The 26,161-nt window shown below is 56.0% G+C and carries 25 protein-coding genes; 11 read left to right on the top strand and 14 right to left on the bottom strand.

Annotation, left to right across the window (positions count from 1 at the left end; all coding sequences use genetic code 11):
- Nucleotides 1-20: 20 nt before the first annotated feature.
- Nucleotides 21-743 (top strand): nicotinamide riboside transporter PnuC, encoded by a 723-nt coding sequence (pnuC, locus tag VI01_RS20615; RefSeq protein WP_038648167.1) that lies wholly within the window; start codon nucleotides 21-23, stop codon nucleotides 741-743.
- On the opposite strand, the gene zitB is transcribed toward pnuC, so the two are convergent.
- The 4 genes from zitB to VI01_RS20595 form a co-directional block, all read right to left on the bottom strand.
- Nucleotides 737-1,702 (bottom strand): CDF family zinc transporter ZitB, encoded by a 966-nt coding sequence (zitB, locus tag VI01_RS20610; RefSeq protein WP_045816487.1) that lies wholly within the window; start codon nucleotides 1,700-1,702, stop codon nucleotides 737-739. The two genes, pnuC and zitB, sit on opposite strands and share 7 nt — an antisense overlap.
- Nucleotides 1,671-4,757 carry an ATP-binding protein gene (locus VI01_RS20605; RefSeq protein WP_045816486.1) on the bottom strand — a complete coding sequence of 1,029 codons (3,087 nt, stop codon included), beginning with the start codon at nucleotides 4,755-4,757 and terminating at the stop codon, nucleotides 1,671-1,673. Before VI01_RS20605 ends, zitB begins: the two co-directional genes overlap by 32 nt.
- Nucleotides 4,739-5,323, bottom strand: coding sequence for a response regulator transcription factor (locus VI01_RS20600; protein ID WP_038648159.1), 585 nt, complete (start codon nucleotides 5,321-5,323; stop codon nucleotides 4,739-4,741). The genes VI01_RS20605 and VI01_RS20600 overlap by 19 nt, the downstream gene beginning before the upstream one ends.
- 101 nt (nucleotides 5,324-5,424) lie before the next feature.
- A complete protein-coding gene (locus VI01_RS20595) occupies nucleotides 5,425-5,784 on the bottom strand; it encodes a YbgS-like family protein (RefSeq protein WP_045816485.1) in 360 nt (119 codons plus the stop codon).
- A gap of 294 nt (nucleotides 5,785-6,078) precedes the next feature.
- Between VI01_RS20595 and aroG the strand changes: the two genes are divergently transcribed.
- On the top strand, nucleotides 6,079-7,131 hold the full coding sequence (gene aroG, locus VI01_RS20590; RefSeq protein ID WP_045816484.1) for a 3-deoxy-7-phosphoheptulonate synthase AroG: 1,053 nt from the start codon (nucleotides 6,079-6,081) through the stop codon (nucleotides 7,129-7,131).
- 63 nt (nucleotides 7,132-7,194) lie between these two features.
- Here the strand turns inward: aroG and gpmA are convergent, their stop codons facing one another.
- The 6 genes from gpmA to modE form a co-directional block, all read right to left on the bottom strand.
- Entirely contained in the window at nucleotides 7,195-7,947 is a 753-nt protein-coding gene (gpmA, locus tag VI01_RS20585; RefSeq protein WP_045816483.1) for a 2,3-diphosphoglycerate-dependent phosphoglycerate mutase, read from the bottom strand.
- A gap of 152 nt (nucleotides 7,948-8,099) precedes the next feature.
- Nucleotides 8,100-9,134: a galactose-1-epimerase gene (gene galM / locus VI01_RS20580; RefSeq protein WP_045816482.1), complete on the bottom strand. Its 1,035-nt coding sequence runs from the start codon at nucleotides 9,132-9,134 to the stop codon at nucleotides 8,100-8,102.
- A complete protein-coding gene (gene galK, locus VI01_RS20575; protein WP_045816481.1) occupies nucleotides 9,128-10,276 on the bottom strand; it encodes a galactokinase in 1,149 nt (382 codons plus the stop codon). The genes galM and galK overlap by 7 nt, the downstream gene beginning before the upstream one ends.
- Complete coding sequence (gene galT / locus VI01_RS20570) at nucleotides 10,277-11,320, bottom strand: galactose-1-phosphate uridylyltransferase (RefSeq protein ID WP_038648145.1); 1,044 nt, start codon at nucleotides 11,318-11,320, stop codon at nucleotides 10,277-10,279.
- A 304-nt stretch (nucleotides 11,321-11,624) separates the two neighbouring features.
- Nucleotides 11,625-13,097: a molybdate ABC transporter ATP-binding protein ModF gene (gene modF / locus VI01_RS20565; RefSeq protein ID WP_045816480.1), complete on the bottom strand. Its 1,473-nt coding sequence runs from the start codon at nucleotides 13,095-13,097 to the stop codon at nucleotides 11,625-11,627.
- A 76-nt stretch (nucleotides 13,098-13,173) separates the two neighbouring features.
- The gene (gene modE / locus VI01_RS20560; RefSeq protein WP_045816479.1) at nucleotides 13,174-13,956 is read right to left on the bottom strand and encodes a molybdenum-dependent transcriptional regulator; all 783 of its coding nucleotides are present in this window, start codon (nucleotides 13,954-13,956) and stop codon (nucleotides 13,174-13,176) included.
- A 117-nt stretch (nucleotides 13,957-14,073) separates the two neighbouring features.
- Here modE and VI01_RS25060 point away from each other — a divergent pair, with 117 nt between their 5' ends.
- The 4 genes from VI01_RS25060 to modC all read left to right on the top strand — a co-directional run bounded on the left by VI01_RS25060 (nucleotide 14,074) and on the right by modC (nucleotide 16,882).
- Nucleotides 14,074-14,232: an AcrZ family multidrug efflux pump-associated protein gene (locus VI01_RS25060; RefSeq protein ID WP_013508338.1), complete on the top strand. Its 159-nt coding sequence runs from the start codon at nucleotides 14,074-14,076 to the stop codon at nucleotides 14,230-14,232.
- A 129-nt stretch (nucleotides 14,233-14,361) separates the two neighbouring features.
- The gene (gene modA / locus VI01_RS20550; protein WP_045816478.1) at nucleotides 14,362-15,135 is read left to right on the top strand and encodes a molybdate ABC transporter substrate-binding protein; all 774 of its coding nucleotides are present in this window, start codon (nucleotides 14,362-14,364) and stop codon (nucleotides 15,133-15,135) included.
- A complete protein-coding gene (gene modB / locus VI01_RS20545; RefSeq protein WP_045816477.1) occupies nucleotides 15,132-15,824 on the top strand; it encodes a molybdate ABC transporter permease subunit in 693 nt (230 codons plus the stop codon). The genes modA and modB overlap by 4 nt, the downstream gene beginning before the upstream one ends.
- Nucleotides 15,824-16,882, top strand: coding sequence for a molybdenum ABC transporter ATP-binding protein ModC (modC, locus tag VI01_RS20540; protein ID WP_045816476.1), 1,059 nt, complete (start codon nucleotides 15,824-15,826; stop codon nucleotides 16,880-16,882). The genes modB and modC overlap by 1 nt, the downstream gene beginning before the upstream one ends.
- Nucleotides 16,883-17,102: 220 nt before the next feature.
- On the opposite strand, the gene VI01_RS20535 is transcribed toward modC, so the two are convergent.
- Nucleotides 17,103-17,921 (bottom strand): pyridoxal phosphatase, encoded by an 819-nt coding sequence (locus VI01_RS20535; RefSeq protein WP_045816475.1) that lies wholly within the window; start codon nucleotides 17,919-17,921, stop codon nucleotides 17,103-17,105.
- A 149-nt stretch (nucleotides 17,922-18,070) separates the two neighbouring features.
- Here VI01_RS20535 and pgl point away from each other — a divergent pair, with 149 nt between their 5' ends.
- Nucleotides 18,071-19,066, top strand: a complete 996-nt coding sequence (pgl, locus tag VI01_RS20530) for a 6-phosphogluconolactonase (RefSeq protein ID WP_045816529.1) — start codon at nucleotides 18,071-18,073, stop codon at nucleotides 19,064-19,066.
- 46 nt (nucleotides 19,067-19,112) lie between these two features.
- Here the strand turns inward: pgl and VI01_RS20525 are convergent, their stop codons facing one another.
- The gene (locus VI01_RS20525; RefSeq protein ID WP_045816474.1) at nucleotides 19,113-19,589 is read right to left on the bottom strand and encodes a kinase inhibitor; all 477 of its coding nucleotides are present in this window, start codon (nucleotides 19,587-19,589) and stop codon (nucleotides 19,113-19,115) included.
- Between the two features lie 70 nt (nucleotides 19,590-19,659).
- The gene (gene bioA, locus VI01_RS20520; protein ID WP_045816473.1) at nucleotides 19,660-20,952 is read right to left on the bottom strand and encodes an adenosylmethionine--8-amino-7-oxononanoate transaminase; all 1,293 of its coding nucleotides are present in this window, start codon (nucleotides 20,950-20,952) and stop codon (nucleotides 19,660-19,662) included.
- Nucleotides 20,953-21,039: 87 nt separating this feature from the next.
- On the opposite strand from bioA, the gene bioB reads away from it, so the two are divergent.
- Genes bioB through bioD form a run of 4 tightly spaced genes read left to right on the top strand, consistent with a single transcriptional unit; the run spans nucleotide 21,040 to nucleotide 24,629 of the window.
- The gene (bioB, locus tag VI01_RS20515; RefSeq protein WP_045816472.1) at nucleotides 21,040-22,071 is read left to right on the top strand and encodes a biotin synthase BioB; all 1,032 of its coding nucleotides are present in this window, start codon (nucleotides 21,040-21,042) and stop codon (nucleotides 22,069-22,071) included.
- Entirely contained in the window at nucleotides 22,071-23,222 is a 1,152-nt protein-coding gene (bioF, locus tag VI01_RS20510) for an 8-amino-7-oxononanoate synthase (RefSeq protein WP_045816471.1), read from the top strand. The genes bioB and bioF overlap by 1 nt, the downstream gene beginning before the upstream one ends.
- Entirely contained in the window at nucleotides 23,206-23,961 is a 756-nt protein-coding gene (gene bioC / locus VI01_RS20505) for a malonyl-ACP O-methyltransferase BioC (RefSeq protein WP_045816470.1), read from the top strand. The genes bioF and bioC overlap by 17 nt, the downstream gene beginning before the upstream one ends.
- Nucleotides 23,958-24,629: a dethiobiotin synthase gene (gene bioD / locus VI01_RS20500; protein ID WP_045816469.1), complete on the top strand. Its 672-nt coding sequence runs from the start codon at nucleotides 23,958-23,960 to the stop codon at nucleotides 24,627-24,629. The genes bioC and bioD overlap by 4 nt, the downstream gene beginning before the upstream one ends.
- A gap of 201 nt (nucleotides 24,630-24,830) precedes the next feature.
- Here bioD and VI01_RS20495 read toward each other — a convergent pair whose 3' ends face one another.
- Nucleotides 24,831-25,547, bottom strand: coding sequence for an ABC transporter ATP-binding protein (locus VI01_RS20495; protein ID WP_045816468.1), 717 nt, complete (start codon nucleotides 25,545-25,547; stop codon nucleotides 24,831-24,833).
- Nucleotides 25,548-26,161 lie beyond the last annotated feature (614 nt).

The raw sequence follows: 26,161 nt of genomic DNA, 5'->3' as shown, positions 1-26,161 counted from the left end.
CTTTCATACAGGTGCAGATCATGGACTTCTTCAGCACACAAAATATTTTGGTTCACATTCCTATCGGCGTTGGGGGCTATGACCTCTCATGGATCGAAGCGGTGGGCACGCTTGCGGGCTTGCTGTGCATCTGGCTTGCCAGCCTGGAGAAGATCATCAACTACTTCTTCGGGCTGATTAACGTCACCTTGTTTGCGGTGATCTTCTTCCAGATTCAGCTGTATGCCAGCTTACTGCTGCAGCTGTTCTTCTTTGTCGCCAATGTTTACGGCTGGTACGCGTGGAGTCGACAAAACACCGCCAACGAAGCCGCACTGAAGATTCGCTGGCTGCCGTTGCCGAAAGCCCTCGGCTGGGGCGCGGCGTGCGTCATCGCCATTGCGCTGATGACGCTGTATATCGATCCGGTCTTCGCGTTTCTGACCAAAACTGCCGTCGGTATCATGCAAAGTTTCGGCCTGAACGTGACGATGCCACAACTGCAGCCGGATGCGTTCCCGTTCTGGGATTCCTGCATGATGGTGTTGTCGATTGTGGCGATGATTCTGATGACGCGAAAATACGTCGAGAACTGGCTACTGTGGGTGGTGATCAACGTGATTAGCGTGATGATCTTTGCCCGCCAGGGCGTTTACGCGATGTCGCTGGAGTACGTGATTCTAACGTTGATTGCACTTAACGGTTCACGCTTGTGGATGCAAAGCGCGCGCGAACACGGATCACGCGCGCTGTCGAATCAATGAGGGTGATGGGCGTGGCCATCCAGCGTGAGATGCTCATGTGAGTGATGATGCGAGCTCTGTTCCGCGCAGAGTTCGCAATCATGACCAGTACAAGGCTGATACTCCATTTGCACGGTGGCGTGCGCAATCTGATAGTGCTCATGCAAATACTGATGAATACGCACCAGCAACCCATCATGATCATAAGGTGGGATCACCTGCACATGTAATGTCAGCACCGGCTTCTCTCCCACTTGCCATACATGCACATGATGCACGTTGCGCACTTCCGCGATGTTGCGTGTCAGTTCGCGCGCCAGTTTATCCACGTTAATGCCGCTCGGCGCGCCCTCCAGCAGCTCATGCAGACTTTCCCGCAGCAACGACCACGCGCTGCGTACCACCAACAGTGAAACCAGCAGCGAGAGAATCGGGTCAATCGGCGTCCAGCCGGTTAGCATGATGATTATGGCGGCGGCAATCGCGCCGACGGAGCCGAGCAGATCGCCCAACACATGCAGTGCTGCCGCGCGCACGTTGAGATTCTTCTCTTCACTGCCACGATGTAACAGCCAGAAAGAGAGCAGATTGGCCAGCAGGCCGGCAATGGCGATGCCGAGCATCAACCCACCCTGAATGGGTTGTGGCTGATAGAAGCGGCGCAGGGCTTCCCAGACAATCAATACGGTAATCACCAACAGCGCGATCGCATTCACAAAGGCGGCAAGTGTGGTGAGTCGCAGCAAGCCAAAGGTGTGACGGGCGCTGGGTTTGCGCTGGGCAAACTGCACCGCCAGCAAAGCCATCAACAGCGCGGCGGCGTCAGTGAGCATATGTCCGGCATCCGCCAGCAGCGCCAGCGAACCCGACACCACGCCGCCAACCACTTCGGCAACCATAAACAGCGCGGTGACGCCGAACGCCGCCGCCAGACGCGTACGATTGCCGTTATGCGCGCCGTGAGAATGAGTGTGTGCCATAACTTTCCAGTTGTTCGAGTAACCTGTTCGTTAATGATATCAGTAAATTGAACGCATCATCGTCCAGACGCTGCTGTTTTGCCTGATCAGTCAGCTGCTGACAATATTCGGCAATCTCATCCATGCCCAGCAACAGCCAACTGCCTTTCATGCGATGGGCGGCACGCTCGACAGCGGGCCAGTCAGGCTGGAGGCTGGCGGCCAGCAGCGCATCGTGATCCTGCTGCAGCGTGCGTTGCAGTGTCTGGCAAATCCGCGGGATAAAGGCCGTATTGTGCTGTGCCAGAATCAATAAACTGTCAGGCAATTGACGGAGAGGATCGCGCACCGTCCGTGCCAGCAGTGCTGCCAGATGATCGAGCTCAATCGGTTTCAACAACAGCGCTTCGTCCTCTTGCAACGCGATCTTCAGCAGTTGCACATCGGCAGAGCAGAGCACGCGCAGTGCCGGCTTGCTGCGGCGCTGCTGGCGGCGACGTAAAATGCGCAGCAGTGTTAATCCATCCAGGCGCGGCATCATCTGGTCGATCAACAGCACATCAAACGGCTGAAGCGCATCGGCGCGCAACAGGCTGCGCCCCTCTTCGAACACCTGTGCCGTGATAGCGAATTGAGCCAGCTGCTGCTGCAATACCAGCAGATTGGTGGGATGGTCATCGACAATCGCCACGCGCAGGTGCGGATAGCGCGGCCAGGCAGCATGGCGTTCGGTGGGCGCATCCTCACAAATGTCGAGCGGTAATATCACCTCAACCGTGGTGCCTTGCTCCGGCGCAGAAGTCAGCGTTAACTGGCCGCCCATACGTTGCACTATCTCGCGGCAGATAAACAAACCCAGCCCGCTGCCCTGCACCGCATGGCTTTTGCCGGACGGAGCCTGATACCAGGGTTCAAACAGCTGAGCTTGTTCGCTGAGCGGAATGCCGCTGCCGCTGTCGGCGACGGTGAACTGAATCCGATCCGTCACGGCGAGCGACAGCCGCACTTCGCCCTGGCGCGTGAACTTCAGCGCGTTGGCCACCAGATTGTTCACCACCTGCTGCAAACGATCGCCATCCAGCATCACGCGCGTCGGCAAGGGCGTGAGCGCCTCAACCAACAATATCGGACCGGATTCACGCATCAAAGGGTGATAGAACTGCTGCTGTTGCTGCAGCCAATCTGCCAGATTGAGAGGATGCGGTGCGAGGCGAAAACTCTGATTCTCAATACGCGCATGGTCTTGCAGATCGTTCAGCAGCGCCATCAGCGAGCGCGCACTGCTGTGCATCAGTGTCAAACGTTCACTGGGATGCTGCTGCTGTTCGAGCTCCAGCAGGCCCAGAATCGCCTGCATTGGCGTGCGCAATTCGTGGCTGGCGGTGGCGAGGAACTGACTTTTAGCGGCGTTAGCGCGCTCTGCCTGTTCACGCTGCAGGCGATCGCGCCGCTGTTGCAGGTAGCGGCGCAGCAGCAGCACTAACAGCAGCACAATGATCATCCCGGCAGCCATCAAAATCATCAGCGGCACATTACGCATCGCCATACTGGTGCCGGGCTGGGGGGGCTGTGACCAGTTAACGCGCATCTGATTGAGCGTATCCGGTGGGATTTGCTGCAGTGCATGGTCCAGCAGCGCCTGGAGTTGCGGCTGATCCTGGCTCACCTGAGGTGCCAGTGGCCAGGCAACATCGCTGGCGGCAAAGGCTAAATGGACACGATTATCCGCGTGGCTGGCCATGCGCCAGCGTGCTGACAGCACATTATCCACCAGCGCATCAATCTGACCATTGTTCAGGGCTTGCCAGAGTTGCGCACGGTCATCGAACAGTTGGGGCGTGATGTCTTCAGGCAGCAAGCGTTGCGCCAGATCGGCTCGCAGCACGCCCACACGCTGCTTTTGCAGAGAGGGCCAACTCATCGGCTGCTGCGTGTTAAGCGTGTAGATCCCCCAAATTGCACGCCATACCGGCAGTGTGTTGCTGCTGGCATCGTCGCCGTTCAAAGGCTGTAACAGATTGAGCATCACCTGATGTTGTTGCATCAGCGTCTGCGCCTGTTGTGGATTGTTTACCCAGCGCGGCGTAAAGCGCAATCCGGTGCTTTGGCTTAACGCATTAAGCAGATCAATGCCAAAACCGCGCGCATTACCGTTGCCATCGCGATAGCTCCAGGGGGCGTTATCCACTTCTGCGGCATAAGGAATCTCACTGTGTGCGGCCAGCCACTGCTTCTCGGCAGCCGACAGCATCAACGTTTGCGTATCCTGATAGCGCAGCAATGGCGGACTCCAGCGCTGTTGCACGCGATTACTGAACTCTGCGGGCAGCAGACGTAACTGAGTATTGAGCCAGTGAATCAGTGTGGGATCGCGCGCCAGCGCCCGTAGCGACAGTTCACCGGCACCGGGATCGGCGGTGATCTGGTAAATTTGCCCCTGCTGCAGTTGATTGAGCAGAAAGCCGGCGCTGGTTTCATCCGCCACCAGATAGTCACTTTGCTGATTGAGCAGCGCATACAGCGCCTGCAAATCGCCGGGCAGGCTGTGCCAGCGATGGTTTTGCACAAAGGCATCAGGCAGTTGCGCCAGTGTCGCTTGCGCGATGGTGAGCTGGGCGTTTTCACTGTTGAACATCACCGCGCGTTGATTATCACGATTGCGGTAGATGCGGATCGGGCTGTTAACCCAACTGTCGCTAACCAGGATGTTTTCCGGCAACTGCGCATGTTCGTTGCTCAGCACGACATCGACGTCACCGCGCTCAAGTGCTGCCAACTGCTGGGCGCGATCGGCGTAACTTTGCAGGCTAAAGTGCGTGCCGGTCAATTGGCTCAGCGCGCTGAGGTAATCGGCATCAATGCCCCAGATACGATTGCCAATTTGCATCGCCCAGGGCGCGCTGTTTTGCGCCGGCACGGCAACGCGTAAGGTGGGTTGCGGCCATGGCTCGACATGTGGTGCAGGCATCATGGCGGGGAGCATCACGCTGCTGGCAGGCTGTAGGTCGGCTCGCGCGGTAAAGCTAATCAGCAGCAGACACAGCCAGAGAATGGCTTTCACTGTTGGGCTTTCCACAGTTCAGCCAGTTCCACCACTGACTGCACGCCGGTTTTCTCCAGAATGTTTTTCTTATGGGTGCTGACGGTTTTATTGCTGATATGCAGCTGTTCACCAATCTGCAAATTCGAGAGGCCGCGCACCAGTAGTGCGACTATTTGCTGCTCTTTCTCGGTGAGCGGCAGTTCGATACGTTCAGGCAGCGGTGGAAACGCCTGCTGTCCGCCAAGCACGGCCAGAATCGCACTGAGCAACTGCGCCATGCTTTGACTCTTCACCACATAGCCCGCGGCACCGAGCGAAACGGCGCTGAGTAATGTGTGGCGACTCTGCTGCGCGGAGTAAATCAACACCGGGCAGTGCGGATCGCGGGCGCGCAGACGGCGCAACAGTTCGAGACCATCACTGTCCGGCAGGCCGATATCGAGCACAATAAGATCAAATTGATGCTGCTGTAAAAGCTGACGCGCCTCAGCTTCGGTCGCGGCGGCGTGCAGTTTTACCGGGATAGGGGAGTGAATACAGGCCGCTTCCAGCGCGACTTCAACTAAAGGATGATCATCAATAAGCAGCAGTGAAGCCATGAAACAGTTCCTCTGAATTTCATGGCTTCAGCATAGCGGAAAAGCGTGAGCGGAAATAGAAAGGGAGAGCCATAGCTCCCCATAATGTGACCATCAAATACTTATTGTGTAGTGCCGTCCGTTTTCTTATTCACGTCACCACCACCTTCTTTCGTTTCGACTTTCTTATTTACATCTGGGCATTTGCCGTCTTTGCACATGGTGTTTTTGTGGACTTCGTCAGCAGACATATTGCTGGAATCAGTGCCAGATGTAGCAGCACTATTGGAATTCATGCTGCCATTGTTGATTTTACTGTTATCAACATTATTCGGTGGCAGATTCTGTTTTGCACCGCCAGCTGCTGCGCCCGCTTCAGCTGAGGCATTAGCCTCACCATTGTTATTTGCTGCAGCCATTGCCGCGCCGCTGCCCAGGGTCATTGCTGCCGTCAGAAAGATAATTGCAAACTTATTCATCATTATGCTCCTTTAATCGATGGAGAGTTGCCGTCAAACACCACGGGTGTTGAGTGCCGAAAATAACGTACCGTGACGGAATAAAATTCCATCTTTAACGCTTCGCTTAAAAATTAAATATCGCAAGAACCTCATTCCTCAGTGCTTGCGTTTAAAAAGCTTAGTCCATGGGTGTGTAAATGCAAATTTCACAGAAGCATTTACGCGAGCGTGGAATTTACACCTGCAGCCTGAAGGGATACATTTAACGGGTTGCGCCCGGCGTACGCAGGGCCAGAAATTTGAATGGAATTATGTATGGATTATCAGAACGACGATTTACGCATCAGAGAAATCAAAGAATTATTACCGCCTGTTGCTTTGCTCGAAAAATTCCCCTCTACCGATAAAGCCGCTGAAACTGTTGCGCAGGCACGTCAGGCGATTCACCGTATTCTGCACGGCCAGGACGATCGTCTGCTTGTGGTGATCGGTCCCTGCTCGATCCACGATACCGAAGCCGCTAAAGAGTACGCGAGCCGTCTGCTGACACTGCGTGACGAGTTGAAAGGCGAGCTTGAAGTGGTGATGCGCGTCTATTTCGAAAAACCGCGCACGACCGTGGGTTGGAAAGGGCTGATCAACGATCCGTTTATGGATGGCAGTTTCCAGATCAACGATGGCCTGCGTCTGGCGCGTAAGCTGCTGGTGGACATCAACGACATCGGTTTGCCTGCGGCTGGCGAGTTCCTGGATATGATCACCCCACAATATATGGCGGATCTGATGAGCTGGGGCGCAATTGGTGCGCGTACCACCGAATCCCAGGTGCACCGTGAACTCTCTTCCGGTTTATCTTGCCCGGTCGGCTTCAAAAATGGCACGGATGGCACCATCAAAGTGGCCATCGACGCTATCGGTGCTGCCAGCGCGCCACACTGCTTCCTCTCCGTCACCAAATTCGGTCATTCGGCGATTGTCGAAACCAGCGGTAACGAAGATTGCCATATCATTCTGCGCGGCGGCAAAGAGCCGAACTACAGTGCAGAACACGTGGCAGCGGTGAAAACCGGTCTGGAGAAAGCGGGCTTGCGTCCGCAGGTGATGATCGACTTTAGCCATGCCAACAGCAGCAAGCAGTTCCAGCGTCAAATGGTCGTCGCTGATGATGTGGCGCAGCAGATCGCGGGCGGTGAGCAGGCGATTACCGGCGTGATGATCGAGAGTCATCTGGTGGAAGGGAATCAGAGTCTCGACAGTGGTAAACCGCTGGTGTACGGCCAGAGCGTGACGGATGCTTGTATTGGTTGGGACGATACCGAGAAAGCGTTGCGCCAACTGGCGCAGGCGATCAAACAGCGCCGCGGCTAATCGCTTAACGCGCAATAAAAAAGGCCAGACTCGCGTCTGGCCTTTTTGCTTTTAAGCCGGGAATTACTTGGCTTTACCCTGGTTAGCAACGGCTGCCGCTTTCGCGGCAATCTCGTCTGCATCACCCAGGTAGTAACGCTTCAGCGGTTTGAAGTTCTCGTCGAACTCATACACCAACGGCACGCCAGTTGGGATGTTCAGCTCGAGGATTTCATCTTCGCTCAGGTTATCAAGATATTTTACCAGTGCACGCAGTGAGTTACCGTGTGCAGCAACGATCACTTTCTCACCGCTTTTAATGCGCGGCAGAATGCTTTCATTCCAGAAAGGAATAACACGTTCGATGGTCAGCGCCAGGCTTTCGGTGGTTGGCAGCTGTGCATCGGTCAGTGATGCGTAACGTGGGTCGTGGCCCGGGAAACGCTCATCCGCACGATCCAGTTCTGGTGGGGTGATGGCAAAGCCACGACGCCACTGTTTCACCTGGTCGTCGCCGTATTTAGCGGCGGTTTCGGCTTTATCCAGACCCTGCAGCGCACCGTAGTGACGCTCATTCAGACGCCAGGTTTTCTCAACCGGCAGCCACGCCTGATCCAGCTCATCCAGCACGTTCCACAGGGTGTGGATGGCACGTTTCAGCACGGAGGTATAGGCGAAATCAAACACGAAACCTTCTTTCTTCAGCAGCTGACCGGCTGCTTTGGCTTCGGTGCGACCTTTGTCTGACAGATCCACGTCATACCATCCGGTGAAGCGGTTTTCCTGGTTCCACTGGCTTTCGCCGTGTCGCACCAGAACCAGCTTAGTTACGGCCATAGCTTAACTCCTTAATGCTTGATGTTTCGATGATTATAGAAACCGGCTGCGGCCACCTGAAAAGCGGCACACTGATAGCGCCATACCATAGCGGAAAACAACGCACGGCGTAAGCCTGTCGCTAACGCAGTGCGCGTTTTTCATCCGCTGGCTTACTGCGGTGTGAAGCGATAACGCGTCACAGACTGCCAGCGGTCGCCGGGTTGCAGCCAGCAATCAGGCTGCGGCCATTCGGTATGGTTGGGCGAATCCGGTAAAAATTCACTCTCCAACGCGATGCCCTGGAAAGCAGTATAGCTGCCCTGTTCACGGGCGCGTGTTCCATCCAGATAGTTGCCGGAGTAGAACTGCAGCGCCGGTGCGGCGGTATACACGGTCAGCGCCAGTTTGCCATCGGCCGACCACAGTTCGGCGGCGGGTTGGCTGCTGTCGCCTGCGGTGTTAAGCAGAAATGCATGGTCATAGCCTTTCACCGCTTTTTGATCGTCATCGGCGAGGAAGTCATCCATCACGCGCTTCGGCTGCGTAAAATCGAAGCTGGTGCCAGACACGGCTTTCAATGGCGCGTTAGGAATGCCTTCGCTGTTGACCGGTAAGTAACGATCCGCATGCAGTTGTAAGCGATGCTGGCGCGCATCGCCATGATGCGCATCAAGATTAAAGTAAGCATGATTGGTCAGGTTCACCGGGCAGGGCTTGTCAGTCTGCGCCTCATAGCGGATCGACAGGCAGTTATCATCGTCAAGATGGTAAACCACGTCGGCAATCAGATTGCCGGGGAAGCCCTGATCGCCATCCGGTGAATCGAGGCGATAGTGCACTTCGGTCTCGCTCTGGCTGACAATCTGCCAGCGGCGTTTATCAAACCCTTCCGGTCCGCCGTGCAGTTGATGCGCACCCTGATTAGCGGCCAGCAGCAGGTTTAACGGTTTTAGCTCTGCCGAAGCGATACGGTTGGCGTAGCGGCCCACCGTTGCGCCAAGGTAAGCATCCTGATGCAAATAGTCCGATGGTGTGGCACAACCCAGCAGCGCTTCGCGTACGCTGCCATCCTGCATGGGGACGCGCGCGGAGAGCCAGGTCGCGCCCCAATCCATAAACGTCACGACCATGCCGTTATGATTGCGTAATACGGTGATGCGCCACGGTTGCCCGTCTGGCGCATGTGAATTGACATCACTTACCATTGGCCCGCTCCTGCAGAGGCTTTGCATACGTAGAAAGTTTCTTTGATGCCGGTCTGCGCCTCATATTTTTCGGCAACGGCAGCTTTCACCTGATCCACCAGTTCGGTTGGCATCAAGGCCACAATGCAGCCGCCGAAGCCGCCGCCCGTCATACGAACGCCGCCACGTGGGCCGAGTTCTGCCTTAACGATTTCCACCAGCTGATCGATCGGGGGAACGGTGATTTCAAAATCATCACGCATTGAGGCGTGGGATTCGGCCATCAACTCACCCATGCGCTTCAGATCGCCACTGCTCAGCGCATCGGCGGCTTCCAGCGTACGGGCATTTTCGGTGATGACATGGCGCACGCGTTTTGCCACCAGTGCATCCAGTTGCGATTCAGAGGCCTCAAATTCGGCCAGCGTGACGTCGCGCAGTGCGGGCTTGTTGAAGAAGCGCGCACCGGTTTCGCACTGCTCGCGGCGGGTGTTGTATTCGCTACCGACCAGGCTGCGACGGAAGTTGGAGTTGATGATCACCACCGCGACATCTTCCGGCATCGAGACGGCGCGTGTGCCGAGCGTGCGGCAGTCCAGCAGCATCGCGTGATCGGGTTGGCCGAGTGCCGAGATGAGTTGATCCATGATGCCGCAATTACAGCCGACGAACTGGTTTTCCGCCTCCTGGCCGTTCACGGCAATGGCCGCGCCATCCAGCTTCATCTGATAGAGCTGCTGGAATACGGTGCCGACCGCCACTTCCAGTGACGCTGATGAACTCAGGCCCGCACCCTGTGGCACGTTGCCGCTGATCACCAGATCGGCACCGCCAAAGCTGGCATCACGCTTTTGCAGATGTTTTACCACGCCACGCACGTAGTTGGCCCACATCGGCTCTTTTAAGGCTTCAATCGGTGCATCCAGCGAGAAGCTGTCTTGCTGGTTGTCGTAATCAACCGCGACCACGCGCACCTGGCGATCGTCACGCTTCGCGCAGGCAATCACGGTTTGGTAGTCGATGGCGCAGGGCAGGACAAAACCGTCATTGTAGTCAGTGTGTTCGCCAATCAGGTTCACACGGCCTGGTGCCTGAATGCTGTGCGTGGGTTGATAGCCAAAAGTGTCAGCGAAAACCTGTTGAGTGATGGATTTTAATGACATTTATTGCGCCTCGCGGAAATGGATATCGCTGACAGAACGCAGACGTTCTGCTGCCTGTTCCGCCGTTAAATCACGTTGGGTTTCGGCCAGCATTTCGTAGCCAACCATAAATTTACGTACCGTGGCTGAACGCAGCAGCGGCGGATAGAAGTGAGCATGCAGCTGCCAGTGATCGTTGGCTTCACCGTTGAATGGCGCGCCGTGCCAGCCCATCGAATAGGGGAAGGAGCACTGGAACAGGTTGTCGTAACGGCTGGTCAGCTGCTTAAGTGCCAGCGCCAGATCGCTGCGCTGCGCCGGGGTAAGATCGGTAATGCGTTTGATATGGGCTTTCGGCAGCAGCAGGGTTTCAAATGGCCACGCCGCCCACCACGGCACCACGGCCAGCCAGTGTTCGGTCTCCACCACGGTGCGACTACCGTCTTTCAGCTCGCGTGCGGCGTAATCCACCAGCATCGGCGAACCTTTTTCGTCAAAGTAGCGGCGCTGGTTATCATCTTCTTTTTGCGCTTCATTTGGCAGAAAACTGTTAGCCCAGATCTGGCCGTGCGGATGCGGATTTGAGCAGCCCATCGCTGCGCCTTTATTCTCAAACACCTGCACCCACGGATAGTGCTGACCGAGATCGGCGGTCTGCTCTTGCCAGGTGCGCACGATATCTTCCAGTCCACTGAGCGGCAATTCCGGCAGCGTTTTACTGTGGTCAGGTGAGAAGCAAATAACCCGGCTGGTGCCGCGTGCGCTCTCACAGCGCATCAGCAGATCGTCGCTTTGCGGCGCATCGGGTGTATCGGTCATCAGCGCGGCAAAGTCGTTGGTGAAAACATAGGTGGTTTGGTAATCCGGGTTTTTATCCCCGGTGATGCGGGTATTACCTGCGCACAGGAAGCAGTCAGGATCGTGCGCAGGCAGTTGTTCCAGCGCAGGCGTTTCCTGCGCACCCTGCCACGGACGCTTGGCACGATGCGGAGAGACCAGCACCCACTGATCGATCAATGGGTTATAACGGCGATGTGGATGATCAACCGGATTAAATTTTTCCATAACGAGTCCTGGTAAACGGCAAACGGATCAAAATCACTGCGATCAAGGTAGCACAAAGGCGGGCCCCAAAGCGTGATCCAGTCTGGATAAATGGTATCGTTTACACAAGGTGACGATTCTCATTTTGTGGGGTTATGGCATGCGTTTGCTGAAATACCAGGCGGTTAAATGGTAGCGGTTACATCGGCTGTTCAATGAAGTGCATATCAATGCGCACACGACAATGCTTGAGGGCTTAGCTGACGACCGGATAGCAGCATAAATATGCCCCTACGATGCAGGGGCGGGGTTGATGACGACGAGATTAGCGTAAATCGTCCTGCTGGAATCCGTACCCCTCATCTTGTTTCACAAAACTCAGGCGGTGAGTAATACACTGCGGCGCATCTTCGGCATGGTGTGAGACAAACAGTAACTGCGTTCGTCCCTCACCGATCAGAACATCAACAAAGCGGCGTACCAACTGGCGATTGATCGGATCCAACCCCTGCAGCGGCTCATCGAGAATCAACAAGGTAGGGTGTTTGACCAGTGCACGCGCAATCAGCACCAGGCGCTGCTGGCCCCATGACAAACCGTGGAACGGTGCATCAGCCAGATGATTATCCATGCCCAGCAGTGCCAGCCACTGGCGCGCCAACGCTTTCTGGCGGTCTGATGCGGGCTGATACAAGCCTATCGAATCGAAAAAGCCGGAAAGCACCACGGTGCGGACGTTACAGCTGACGCGATAATCGAGATGCAAACTGCTACTGACGTAGCCGATGTGCTGCTTGATGTCCCAGATGGTTTCACCGCTGCCGCGACGAATGCCAAACAGGGTTAAATCGTTGCTGTAGCCTTGTGGATGATCGCCGGTCACCAGGCTCAACAGGGTCGATTTTCCCGCGCCGTTGGGCCCCACAATTTGCCAGTGCTCGCCGGGATTCACCTGCCAGCTTAGCCCCTCGATCACCGCTTTATCGTTATACGACACCACGCCATTTCGCAGAATAACACGCGGCGCATCTTCTGCCAGTTGGGGTAACTGATCCGGTGCATCCGCTTCTGGCAACGCCATGCCATCGAGTTTCTCACTGTGCGCCAGTTGCGCCACCAGTGCTTCTGCCAGTATCGCCTGGCGCTCGCCCACGTGGGTCAGGGTGCACTCGGCAAGCACACCGACCTGCTGCACAAATTCGGGAATATCGTCAAAGCGATTGAGGACCAACACCACAGTAAAACCCTGCTGGTGCAGATCGCTCAGCGTCTCCGCCAGGCTGGCGCGTGAGGCCACATCGAGTCCATCGAAAGGCTCATCAAGAATCAACAAATCCGGCTGCGCCATCAGCGCCTGGCACAACAGCGTTTTGCGCGTCTCGCCGGTGGAGAGGTATTTGAAGCGACGATCAAGCAGATAGGTGATGCCAAACTGCTGAGCCAGTGCCTGACAACGTGCCGCATCTTTGACTTCATCCTGAATGATCTGTGCGGCGGTACGACCCGTATCGTCTTCGCCCTCACTCAGCAGATCGGTGTTATTGCGTTCCCACTCCTGCGCCACCAGCTTCTGTAACTGCTCCAGTGAGAGGCGTGTGCGACGCTGAAAATCCTGCGTGACCCTGCCTTTACCTGGTGAGAGTTCACCGGAAAGCGCTCGCGCTAACGAGGATTTGCCGCTGCCGTTGGCGCCGACAAAGGCCCAACTTTCGCCGCTGTTGAGGATAAGATCGTTAAGGGACAGTGCTCGGGTGTCGCTAAGGTGAAATGTGCCTTGCGAAATTTGCAATGAAGCCATGATTCATTCCGTTTTATGCATCGTGTTACTCAGTTGTAGCGAGCGACGCAGACGAAGTCAAATCATGGCGTGGATTTCAGAGCAGTGTGGCGATGATGGCATGTTCAGCATTAAAACTGGCGGTCACACTATCGCCTGGCTGCAGATTCTGCTGTTGCACCTGCGCGTTGTTCACCGTTGCACACAGGGTTTCACCACTCGGCAATGTCATCAACACTTCGCTCACCTGTTCACCCGGCTCGATCGCGCTTATCGTCACCTGCAATTGATTATCACTGTTTAGGGCATCACGGCTCACCTGAATCCATGGCGCTTTAATCAGTACTAATACCTCTTTGCCGCTGTCGAGCTGCAGGCGCTCAGCGCTGCGTTCGGTGATCGCCACCTGCAACCGTGTGACGCCGTCGGCCAGCAGCACATCAAGGTGTTGCTGCACCTGCTGATGGTCGCGCGCCATGACCGTACCAAACAACTGATTTCGGGCGCTGGTTTGCAGCGAGAAACGCGCAATCGCTGCCAGCAGGCTGTCCAGCGGCAGGCTGTCGTTTTGCAGCGCATCAAAGGCTTTCTGCTGAATCTGTTCCATTAGCTGAAACAGCTGAATCAGACGTTCACCATAACGGGTCAACTGCGCACCGCCGCCGCCTTTGCCACCGGTGGCGCGGTCAACTAAGGTTTGATCAGCCATCTGATTCATATCGTTGATGGCGTCCCAGGCGCTTTTGTAGCTGATGCCCGCTAATTTAGCGCCCTGGCTGATGGAGCCGGTTTCCTGAACGCGCTTAAGCAGTTCAATGCGGCGTGGGTCGGCAAACAGCTTTTGCTGAAGACGAATGTGTAGGGAAAGTTCTGCCTGCATGTCAGCTCCTTAAGTTAGTGCGACAAGTGTAAGGCCAAAAGTAAAAGCACGAAAAGGGCAGTGCGTTTTTTTCCCTAACCGTTACAATCACTTTTTTATTTTCTGCGTGAGGTTTCCATGCTGGAACTGCTTAAAAGCCTGGCTGTGGCTGTCATCATGGTGCCAATTGTGATGGCCATTATGCTCGGTCTGATTTACGGCCTGGGTGAAGTGTTCAACGTCATCTCCAAATTTGGCCGCCGCGACGATCGTCCTGCCAACAGCTCGCAACACTGATTTTATAAGCGCCCGCACTCAGCGGGCGTTTTTTCTTTAACTTCCCCTCAATCCTGCCGATATTAAGTTCATGACAGCATTTGTTCCCACGTTGTATTATCGAATATATAATGTAACAAGGAGTAAAAAATGCTGAAAATCAATTACCGCTGGGCCGCTGTTACCGTATTGACTGTTTCCATGGCCGGTCACGCCGTGGCGGCAGAGAAGATCACTTTGTTTGCTGCGGCATCGTTAACCAATGCGATGCAGGATATTGCCACGCAATATCAGAAAAAGAGCGGCGTTGAAGTGGTATCGTCCTTCGCTTCCTCCTCCACGCTGGCGCGTCAAATTGAGCAGGGCGCACCGGCCGATCTGTTTATCTCTGCCGACCAGCAGTGGATGGACTATGCAGTGGATAAAAAGAGTGTGGTGGAGAACACGCGCTACACGCTGCTGGGCAATGATTTAGTGTTGGTGGCACCGAAAAGCGACAGCGCAAAAGCGGTGACCATTAATGCCCAAACCGACTGGAAAAGTTTGTTGAAAGGCGAACGTCTGGCGGTGGGCGACCCGGATCATGTTCCGGCGGGGATTTATGCCAAAGAGGCGCTGCAAAAACTGGGCGCGTGGGACAGCATCTCGACGCAACTGGCTCCGGCGAATAATGTTCGTGCGGCACTGGCGCTGGTAGAACGCAATGAATCACCTTTTGGCATCGTGTACGGTTCTGATGCGGTCGCCAGTGACAAAGTGCAGGTGGTAGGACGTTTCCCGGATGATAGCCACAAGCCAGTGGAATATCCGATGGCGGTGGTAAAAGATCATCAGAACGCAACGGTTGAAGCCTTCTACAAATATTTGCAGGGGCCGGATGCCGCTGCTGTGTTTAAACAGTATGGATTTGCGCCGAAGAAATGATACTCAGTGATCCCGAATGGCAGGCCGTTTTTCTCAGCTTAAAAGTTTCCAGCGTAGCGGTGCTGTTGAGTTTGCCGTTTGGCATCATGATGGCCTGGATTCTGGCACGTTGCCGGTTTCCAGGTAAAACCTTACTCGACAGTCTTATCCATTTGCCGCTGGTGTTGCCACCGGTCGTGGTGGGATATCTGTTGCTGATTGCACTGGGCCGACGTGGATTTATCGGCGAGTGGCTATACGACTGGTTCGGCTTCACCCTGGCTTTCAGCTGGCGCGGGGCGGTACTGGCTTCGGCAGTGATGGCTTTTCCGTTGATGGTGCGCGCCATTCGTCTGGCGCTGGAAGCGGTTGATACCAAACTGGAACAGGCAGCGTGCACGCTGGGAGCCGGTCGCTGGCGCGTGTTTTTCACGATCACCTTGCCGCTGACGCTGCCGGGCATCATTGTCGGCACCGTTCTCGCTTTCGCTCGCTCATTGGGTGAATTTGGTGCCACCATCACCTTCGTTTCAAATATCCCCGGCGAAACGCGCACCATTCCCTCGGCGATGTTTACCCTGATTGAAACCCCCGGCGCAGAAGGTACCGCCGCCCGCTTGTGTGCGGTGGCGATTGCCCTGGCGCTGTTATCGCTGGTGGCCTCTGAACTGCTGGCACGTTGGGGCCGTAAGCGGTTAGGTGCCGCCTGATGCTTAATCTCAATATTTCCCAGTTGCTGGGCGATCACCAACTGGACGTCAACGTGCAGGTGCCCGGCAGCGGCATTACGGCTGTTTTTGGTGTATCCGGTGCGGGCAAAACGTCGCTGATCAACGCGATTGGCGGTTTGACACAACCGCAAAGCGGCCAGATTCAGCTCAACGATCGTCTGCTGTTTGATTCAGCGACGCAGGTCAATCTGCCACCGGAAAAACGCCGCGTTGGCTACGTGTTCCAGGATGCACGTCTCTTCCCGCACTATCGGGTACGCGGCAACCTGCAATACGGGATGGCTGCGGCGATGAAGCCACAGTTTAACGCGCTGGTGACTTTGCTTGGCCTGGAGCCTTTACTGAGCCGCTTTCCGGCGTCGCTGTCAGGTGGTGAGAAGCAACGTGTGGCGATTGGCCGTGCGCTGCTCACCGCGCCAGATATTTTGTTGATGGATGAGCCGCTGGCGTCGCTGGATTTACCACGCAAGCGCGAATTGATGCCGTATTTGCAAAAGCTGGCGAAACAGGTCGATATTCCGATTCTCTATGTCTCTCACAGTCTGGATGAAATTCTGCAACTGGCGGACAACGTGCTGGTGCTCGACAACGGCAAAGTCAAAGCCTTTGGTTCGCTGGAGAAAGTGTGGAGCAGTGCAGCCATGCGCCCGTGGCTGCCGATTGCCGATCGCAGCAGTGTGCTCAGAGTGCAGGTGCTGGAGCAGCATCCCGATTATCCCATGACGGCTCTCTCACTGGGCGATCAGCATATCTGGGTCAGCCGTGTTAACCAGCCGCTGAAAACGGCACTGCGCATTCGTATCGCTTCTGGAGACGTTTCCTTGGCCTTACAGCCGCCGCAAAACACCTCGGTACGCAATATCCTGCCAGCCCAGGTGGTCGAGTTATTAGAGATTGATGATCAGGTTGAAGTGAAGCTGCGCATTGGCATTAGCGAGCTGTGGGCGCGGATTTCGCCGTGGGCGCGAGACGAGCTGGGGATTCGACCCGATCAGTGGCTTTATGCGCAAATTAAGAGCGTGGCGATTACGGCATAGTTAGGGGCATGATCAATAACGGCCCAGAGTCATTTGTAAGGTGTGCATTTATCCACTACTGCTGGTCATTTAAGTGCGTTTCGGTTGCCATTAATGGCGACCCTACAAAGTTGGTGCGGTTTTCGTAGGGGTCGCATTCAGGCGTACCGGATTAAATATGCTCTCATTGGCCTAAGTTAGCGGCATTAGCGCATTTATGCACACCTGTTAAATCAGAGAGTTATAGAACCTCTTTGTAAATCACTTCGGCAATACCCGGCTCCAGGTTGGTGCCAATCACCTTTTTGGCGCGCGCTTTAATCGCCTCGTCAGCATTGCCCATCGCCACGCCTAAACCGACCTGTTCCAGCATGCTGAGATCGTTGTAGTTATCGCCGAACGCCAGCACATCCTGCATGCTGAAGCCCTGACTCTCAACCCACTGTGCCAGACGCTTGCCTTTGCTGTTGCCTGCCTGAGCGATATCAACCTGATCGTGCCACGACCACTCACATGCCAGACCCAATTCGGATTCAGTACGTTCAGCGAATTGCTGTAACGCGCGGGTGTCAGGATGAGAAAGGGCAAACTTCCAGATGGAACGAGCATCCAGCGCTGCCTGCGCCAGGCTCGGCACTTGCAGGAACAGGGGACGCTGCGCTTCCGGCAGGGATTGTGCCCAGTTCAGGGTGCGGGTCACATGGCCAGTCGGCTCTTGATACAGCATGGCATCATCGACATACAGCAGACCGTGAATGTTCTCCTGATCGAGCATCTCAATGACGCGGGTCGCCTGGCTTTTCTCCAGCGGATCGGCAGCGAGTACCTTCTTCGCTGCATAATCGTACAAGTAGGTGCCATTACAGCAGATTGCGGGTGTATCCAACTGCAGCGCCTGATAAAAAGGATGAATCGCGCAGTGGTGGCGACCGGTAACGATGAGCACTTTGACACCCGCCTGTTGTGCGCGGGCTAAAGCTTCGATCGATTCAGGCAAAATGGTTTTTGTGGGGGTCAGCAGGGTGCCGTCAAGGTCAAGGGCGATTACGCGGTAGCTCATTACACTTTCCGTCCGGGAGTTAGCAAAGCGTTAAGTCTACACCCGGCAGCGGCCCTGAGACAAAAAACAGGGCACAAATGAATCCAGCGCGGCAAAATGAAACGCGCTACAGTTATCCCTTTCATCAGGCAGCGAATAAGGAAAAACGCATGAAACAAGTCGTGTATACCGCCAGTCCAGAGAGCCAGCAGATCCACGCATGGCAGTTGCAGGAAGATGGCGCACTGACGTTATTGCAGGTCACGGACGTGGCCGGTCAGGTGCAGCCGATGGTGGTGAGCCCGAAGAAAGATTTCCTCTATGTCGGCGTTCGTCCGAATTTTCGCGTGCTGGCGTATCGCATTGCGGCCGATGGTTCCCTGAGTCTGGCGGGTGAAGCGCCGTTGCCGGGCAGCCCAACGCATATTTCGACCGATCGCCAGGGTAACTATCTGTTCTGCGGCTCCTACAACGACGCGTGCGTCAGCATCAGCCCGATCGACAGCGACGGTTTACCGCAAGCCCCAAGCCAGGTGATTGGCGGCATGGATGGCTGCCACTCAGCCAATATCGATCTCAGCAACCAAACGCTGTTTGTACCGGCACTGAAGCAGGATCGTATCTGCCTGTTCCAGCTCAATGCGGATGGCACTCTGACACCGCGCGAGCAAGCGCAGGTCACCACGGTTGAAGGTGCAGGCCCGCGTCATATGGCTTTCCATCCGAATGGCGATTATGGCTATGTGGTCAATGAACTCGACAGCACCGTAGATGTGTGGGCATTGAACAACGTGCACGGTCAGGTTGAGCGCGTGCAGAGTCTGGATATGATGCCGAAAGATTTCAGCGATACGCGCTGGGCAGCCGATATCCATATCACGCCAGACGGCCGTTTCCTCTATGCCTGTGATCGCACCAGCAGCACCATTACCGTATTTAGCATCAGCGAAGATGGCTCAGTGCTGGCGATTGAAGGTTATCAGCCGACCGAAACTCAGCCGCGCGGCTTCAATATCGATAACAGCGGTCAGTATCTGGTGGCGGCAGGGCAGAAGTCGCACCATATCGAAGTCTACAAGATTGCCGATCGCGGTCTGTTGCAGCCGCTGGCGCGTTATGCGGTGGGTCAAGGCCCGATGTGGGTGGTGATTCACACCCTGGATTGATTTGAATCCAGGTTGAGAAACGGCGCCTTTTGGCGCCGTTTGCGTATTAAGAATACATCACCGTGATTGATGCACTCGCCAGTGCATGGAAGTGCACATTAAAGCCGACCATGGCGCCGCTCGCGCCGGCGTCGACATCAATCTTATCGGTGTCCATCGCGTGCACCGTAAAGATATAGCGATGCGGGTCACCCTGTGGTGGTGCTGCGCCACCGTAACCGGTTTGACCGAAATCGGTACGGGTTTGAAGTGCACCTTGAGGCAGTTCGACCACGCCTGAACCAGAGCCTTGCGGCAACTCGGTGACGTCAGCCGGAATATTTGCCACGACCCAGTGCCACCAGCCAGAACCGGTGGGGGCATCCGGATCGAAGCAGGTCACCACAAAACTCTTTGTCCCAGCAGGCACTTCATCCCACGCCAGATGGGGTGACAGATTGTCACCGTGACGTCCCATCCCATTGAAAACGTGACGTTCGGGCATTTTATCGCCGTCTTTAAAATCCTGGCTAACTACGCGCATGACTTCTCCTTTTTCCGTTGTGCAGTGTGTTCTCCATCATGGTGGAAAACGCGCGGCACTTCCAGTTAGCTTAAGGCAGGAAATGCGCCTCAACGTCCAATGCCGCGCGCACCGCCTGGGTTAACTGCGCCAGCTCTGTGGCAGAAATCAGATAAGGTGGCATCAGATAGATCAACTTGCCGAACGGCCTAATCCATACGCCACGCTCGACAAAGAATTGCTGCAGTGCCGCCATATTGACCGGTGAACGCGTTTCAATCACGCCAATGGCACCCAGCACGCGTGCATCCACCACTGCATGATGCTCACGCAACGGTAACAGCTCACGACGCAATTGCTGTTCAATCGCCGCCACCTGCGCGGGCCAGTGCCCCTCGTTGATCATCGTCAGGCTTTCAACGGCCACCGCACAGGCCAGCGGATTACCCATAAAGGTCGGGCCATGCATAAAGCAGCCTGCCGCACTGCGGCTGATGGTGTCGGCGACTTCACGCGTGGTCAGCGTGGCGGACAGCGTCATGGTACCGCCGGTCAGTGCTTTACCGAGGCAGAGAATGTCTGGCGTCATTCCGGCGTGTTCGCAGGCAAACAGTTTGCCGCTGCGGCCAAAGCCGGTGGCGATCTCATCGGCAATCAGCAGGATGCCGTAGCGGTCGCACAGCTCACGCACCTGTTGCAGGTAGCGCGGGTGATAGAAACGCATGCCGCCCGCTCCCTGCACAATGGGTTCAAGGATCACGGCGGCAATCTCGCGATGGTGCGTCTCGGCTAACCGGGCGAAATCGGCGAAGTCCGCTTCGTTCCATGCATCATCAAAACCGCACTGCGGTGCGGCAGCAAACAGATGTTCTGGCAGATAGCCACGCCACAGGCTGTGCATCGAATTTTCTGGATCGCACACAGACATCGCGGCAAAGGTATCGCCGTGATAGCCACGTTTTAACGTCAGGAATTTTTGTCGCGTTTCACCGCGCCCCAGCCAGTACTGCAACGCCATTTTCATCGACACTTCGACGGCAATCGACCCCGAATCGGCGAGGAACACACACTCCAGCGCTTCCGGTGTCATGGCAACCAGCTGGCGGCTCAGTTCAACGGCTGCCGGATGGGTAATGCCACCAAACATCACGTGTGACATCTGCGCCATTTGCTGCGTCAGCGCCTTATTGAGACGAGGATGGTTATAGCCGTGAATCGCTGCCCACCACGACGACATGCCGTCGACCAGTTCGCGTCCATCGGCCAACTGAAGCTGGCAACCGTGCGCCGCGACCACCGGATAACAGGGCAGGGGATCGCGCATTGACGTGTAAGGATGCCAGATATGCTGGCGATCAAAGTGGAGGTCGTCTTGGGTGAACATCGATCTTGTAAACCATTTTGAAAAGATTTAGTTTACGAGTATAACCACGTTAATCGTCGGGATGAACCCCTTTTTTTGGAGTAAGCAATGGCAAACCGCTGGACACTGACACAAGCCCAGGCACTGTTCGATAAACCTTTCCTTGAGCTGATGTTCGAAGCGCAGCAAGTTCACCGTCAACATTTTGACCCGCGCCAGGTGCAGGTCAGTACCTTGCTGTCGATCAAAACCGGTGCCTGCCCGGAAGACTGCAAATACTGCCCGCAGAGTGCGCGCTACAAAACCGGGCTGGAGTCCGAGCGGCTGATGGAAGTGGAAGCGGTGCTGGAATCGGCGCGTAAAGCGAAAGCGGCGGGATCCAGCCGTTTTTGCATGGGCGCTGCGTGGAAAAACCCGCACGAACGCGACATGCCGTATCTGGAGCAGATGGTGCAGGGCGTTAAAGCGATGGGCATGGAAACCTGCATGACGCTGGGCACGTTGGATAACAGCCAGGCTGAGCGTTTGGCCGGCGCCGGGCTGGATTTCTACAACCACAACCTTGATACCTCGCCGGAATTCTATGGCAGCATCATCACGACGCGCAGCTATCAGGAACGCCTGGATACGCTGGATAAAGTGCGCGGCGCAGGTATCAAAGTCTGTTCTGGCGGCATCGTCGGGCTGGGTGAAACCGTGAAAGACCGCGCTGGCTTGCTAGTGCAGCTGGCGAACCTACCAACACCGCCAGAAAGCGTGCCTATCAACATGCTGGTGAAAGTGAAAGGCACGCCACTGGCCGATAACGATGACGTTGAGCCGTTCGACTTTATCCGCACCATCGCCGTGGCGCGCATCATGATGCCATCGTCGCATGTCCGACTGTCCGCAGGACGTGAACAGATGAGTGAGCAGACTCAGGCGATGTGCTTTATGGCGGGTGCGAACTCGATTTTCTATGGCTGCAAACTGCTGACCACGCCAAACCCGGAAGAGGACAAAGATCTGATCCTGTTCCGCAAGCTGGGTCTTAATCCAGAACATACCGCCACGACTGCCGGTGATAACGAACAGCAGTATCAGCTCAGCGAGCAGCTGGTGCACGCCGATACCGAGCAGTTCTACAACGCGGCGGTGTAATGGTCTGGTCATCACGCATCGAACAGGCGCTGGCGGCGCGACGTGAAGCCGATGGCTGGCGTCTGCGGCGCCGGGTTGAACACAACAGCGTGCGTGAGATAACGCTGGAGGGGCGTACCTACCGCCATTTTTCCAGCAATGATTATCTCGGGCTGAGCCAGCATCCAGCAGTGATTGCGGCCTGGCAACAGGGCGCAGCAGAAGCGGGTGCGGGGGCTGGCGCATCGGGACATGTCACCGGCTATAGCCGTCATCATGCACGGCTGGAAGAGCAGCTGGCTGACTGGCTGGGCTACAAGCGTGCGCTGCTGTTTATCTCTGGCTTTGCCGCCAACCAGGCGGTGATCCACCTGCTGGCGGAAAAGCAGGATCGTATCCTTGCCGATAAGCTGGCGCATGCTTCGTTACTGGATGCGGCCAGCCACAGCCCGGCGACGTTACGCCGCTTTGCGCATAATCAGCCAGAGAGCCTGGCGAAGCTGCTGGCTAACTCGTCAGAAGGCGGCACGCTGGTGGTGACGGAAGGCGTATTCAGCATGGATGGTGACAGCGCACCGCTCGCCGCCCTTGCTGAACAGACGCGGCGCGCCAACGGCTGGCTGCTGGTGGATGATGCGCACGGCATTGGCGTATGTGGTGAGCAGGGGCGCGGCAGTTGCTGGCAGCAAGGCGTGAAGCCGGAACTGCTGATTGTCACCTTTGGCAAAGGCTTCGGCGTCAGCGGTGCCGCGCTGCTGTGTGATGATGCCACGGCGGATTATGTCGAGCAGTTTTCACGCCATCTCATCTATTCCACCGCGATGCCACCGGCACAGTGTTGTGCGCTGCTGGCGGCAGTGCAGCAAATTCAGCAAGGCGATGCGTTGCGTGAGCGGCTCAACAGCCACATTGCGCGGTTCCGCGCCGGTGCCGCTGATTTGCCCTGGCAGCTGATGCCATCGCACAGTGCGATTCAGCCGTTGATTGTCGGTGAAAATAGCGCGGCGCTGGCGTTATCACAACGGCTGGCACAAGCCGGATACTGGGTCAGTGCTATTCGCCCACCGACCGTACCACCGGGCACGGCACGGCTGCGTATTACGCTCACGGCTGCTCATCATCATGACGATATTAATCGTCTGCTGGAGGCGCTGTATGACGCTGCAGGTTAACAAGCAAGCCGTTGCCAAAGCATTTGGCCGTGCGGCACAGCATTATGAGCAGCATGCCGAACTGCAACGCCTGAGCGGCGATGCACTGCTGGCACTGGCGCCTGCGGGTTTCGGGCCGCATCTGCTGGATGCGGGTTGTGGTACCGGCTGGTACAGCCGCTACTGGCGCGATCGTGGGCGCGAACTGACGGCGCTGGATCTCTCTAGCGCGATGCTGGATGCCGCACGAGAGCAGCGCTCGGCGCAGCACTATCTGCAAGGCGATATCGATAACCTGCCGCTGCCGGATGCGTGCGTTGATGGTGTATGGAGCAATCTGGCGGTGCAGTGGAGCAGCAATCTGCGTCTGGCGCTGCAGCAGTTCCTGCGCGTCACGCGGCCAGGGGGGAGCGTGCTGTTCTCGACCTTGCTTGATGACTCCCTGCATGAAGTGCATGAAGCCTGGGCTCGGTTAGATGGCCGTCAGCACGCCAACCGTTTTCTCAGTGCAGCGCAGTTCTCTGCCGCTCTCAGTGGTTTACCGGCACAGTGCCAGCCGCAGATTATCACGCTGCATTTCCCCAGCGCGCTGAGTGCCATGCGTTCTCTGAAAGGCATCGGCGCCACGCATCTGCACGACGGACGTGGCGCGCAGCCGCTCACGCGCTCGCAGCTCGCGCAACTGGAGCAGCACTGGCCGCAGGATGCGCAGGGTTATCGCCTTAGTTATCACCTGATGTATGGAGTTTTGCATAAATGACACGCTGGTTTATTACCGGAACGGATACCGAAGTGGGGAAAACGGTCGCCAGTGGCGCACTGTTGCAGGCGGCAAGCGCAGCGGGATTACGTACCGCAGGATACAAGCCTGTGGCATCGGGCTGTGAGATCACCTCTGAAGGCGTGCGCAACAGCGATGCGCTGGCATTGCAGCGCTACAGCAGCCTGACGCTCAGCTATGAGCAGGTTAATCCACTGGCATTTGTCGAGCCGACGTCACCGCATATTGTCAGCGCGGAAGAGGGCAGGCCGATCGCCTTTTCTGCCTTATCCGCCGGATTGCGTGCGCTCGAGCAGCAGGCCGAATGGGTATTGGTAGAGGGCGCGGGCGGCTGGTTTACGCCGTTATCCGAAACGCAGACCTATGCCGACTGGGTCGAAGCAGAACAGCTGCCGGTGATTCTGGTGGTGGGTGTAAAGCTGGGTTGTATTAACCATGCGATGCTGACAGCGGAAGCGGTGAAGGCGCGTGGGTTGCGGTTAGCCGGGTGGATTGCCAATGATATTCAGCCGCCGGGTAAGCGACATGCTGAGTATATGGCCACCCTGCGTCAACGTATTGAAGCACCGTTCCTCGGTGAAATTCCCTACCTGGACAGTGAAGCACAACAGGCCGAGTGCGGTCAGTATTTGACGTTGCCGCAGTAATGAGCCGGTTTTAGATGCGCATCCATGCGCACTCTGGTTTATATCGCCCGTAGGATCGTTATGGATGGCGAATCTATCTCAGGAGCGCAACAATGCGCACCTGACGTCATTTCGTCCGTAGGGCTGCCATAGACCCGCACCTTCAATGTCAGATTATGATCCAACATTTTGGGGTGCAGTTGATTGATGGCGACCAGCTCATCAGGTCGCTGTCAGCCACTTATTCACCGTCACATCATCCAGCATGGCCACCTTACCCTGCGCCACATTGCGACCACGGTGAAGCAGCAGGAAATAGTCTGCCACGCGGCGGATGAAGGAGACATGCTGCTCCAGCAGCAAAATGGTCAGGCCGTAATCGCGATTAAGACGGCGGATCAGGTTGCCCATCTCCTCTTCCAGCCACGGAGACATCCCTTCGGTCGGCTCGTCCAGAATCAGTAGCTTAGGTTGCAGCACTAATGCTCGCGCCAGTGCCAGCTGCTGCTGTTGATCCATCGGCAATTCACCACTGCGCTGATGACGCAAGGAATAGAGTGCCGGGAACAGATCAAACACCATTTCAGGAATGGCACGGCTGCGATCGTCCTGGGCGGCCATCAGGGCGATCATTAAATTATCTTCCACGCTCATCTGCGAAAAGATATGGCGACCTTGCGGCACATAACCGATCCCCATGCGCGCACGCTGTTCAGCGGGCTGCAGCAACAAATTCTCGGGTGGCGAGCCATCTTCCTGCCAGATCATCGAGCCACTGTTAATGGGCAAGCGACCCATAATGCAGTTCACCAGCGTGGTTTTGCCCATGCCAGGACTGCCCAGCACACCCGTACAGGTACCGGGCGGCAGATCGAGATCCACATCCCAGAGGATATGGTTGTGACCGTAGAACTGATTCACCGAACGTAAACTCAGCATCTGACATACTCCTTCCAGATTATTTGCCTGAATGCTCCCGCTCTGTGTCGTCTGGCATACAGTCGTGCACGATTAGGGTGGACACTGCTGTTGTTAGCTCGCAAGGCAAGCCGTATGGACTCGTCACTCCATCGTTAAACTATTGCAATTACCAGGCCAGGTTAGTGGGAAGAGGCATTCTGCGTCAGAATCAGGTGAAAGCGGGCTTAAAAGGTGAGTAATGCTTAATAATTCCACTGGGTAATAACCTGGCTGCACTTTGACGGTGCTGAATGCTTAACGTTTCTGGTGCATCTGTTCACTGATAAGGCAATCACTGAAGAAATAAGTGGTCTCAAGGTACGGTTTTTACGACAACAATGGTGCTTGACTTGTGAAAAGGATAGTTAAAGCGGTTTAAGGCAGGCGGAAAAAAAACGCAAAAAAAAATATTTCGCACGCCAGGATAAGAGCGGAGAAAATTATACACAGCTGATGGGCTCGGGGCTGGATTCAGTTATCCACTATTCCTGTGGATAACCTTGTGCATTAGCGACTGAAAACCGTGTGGAAGCGAGGAAATACGCGGCCTGCATACATTATGCTGCGAAACTGGACTTTGAAGTCATTGTCAA

Source organism: Pantoea sp. SM3 (assembly GCF_000963995.1).
GTDB lineage: Bacteria > Pseudomonadota > Gammaproteobacteria > Enterobacterales > Enterobacteriaceae > Pantoea > Pantoea rwandensis_B.
This window is presented reverse-complemented; position numbering and strand designations above follow the sequence as displayed.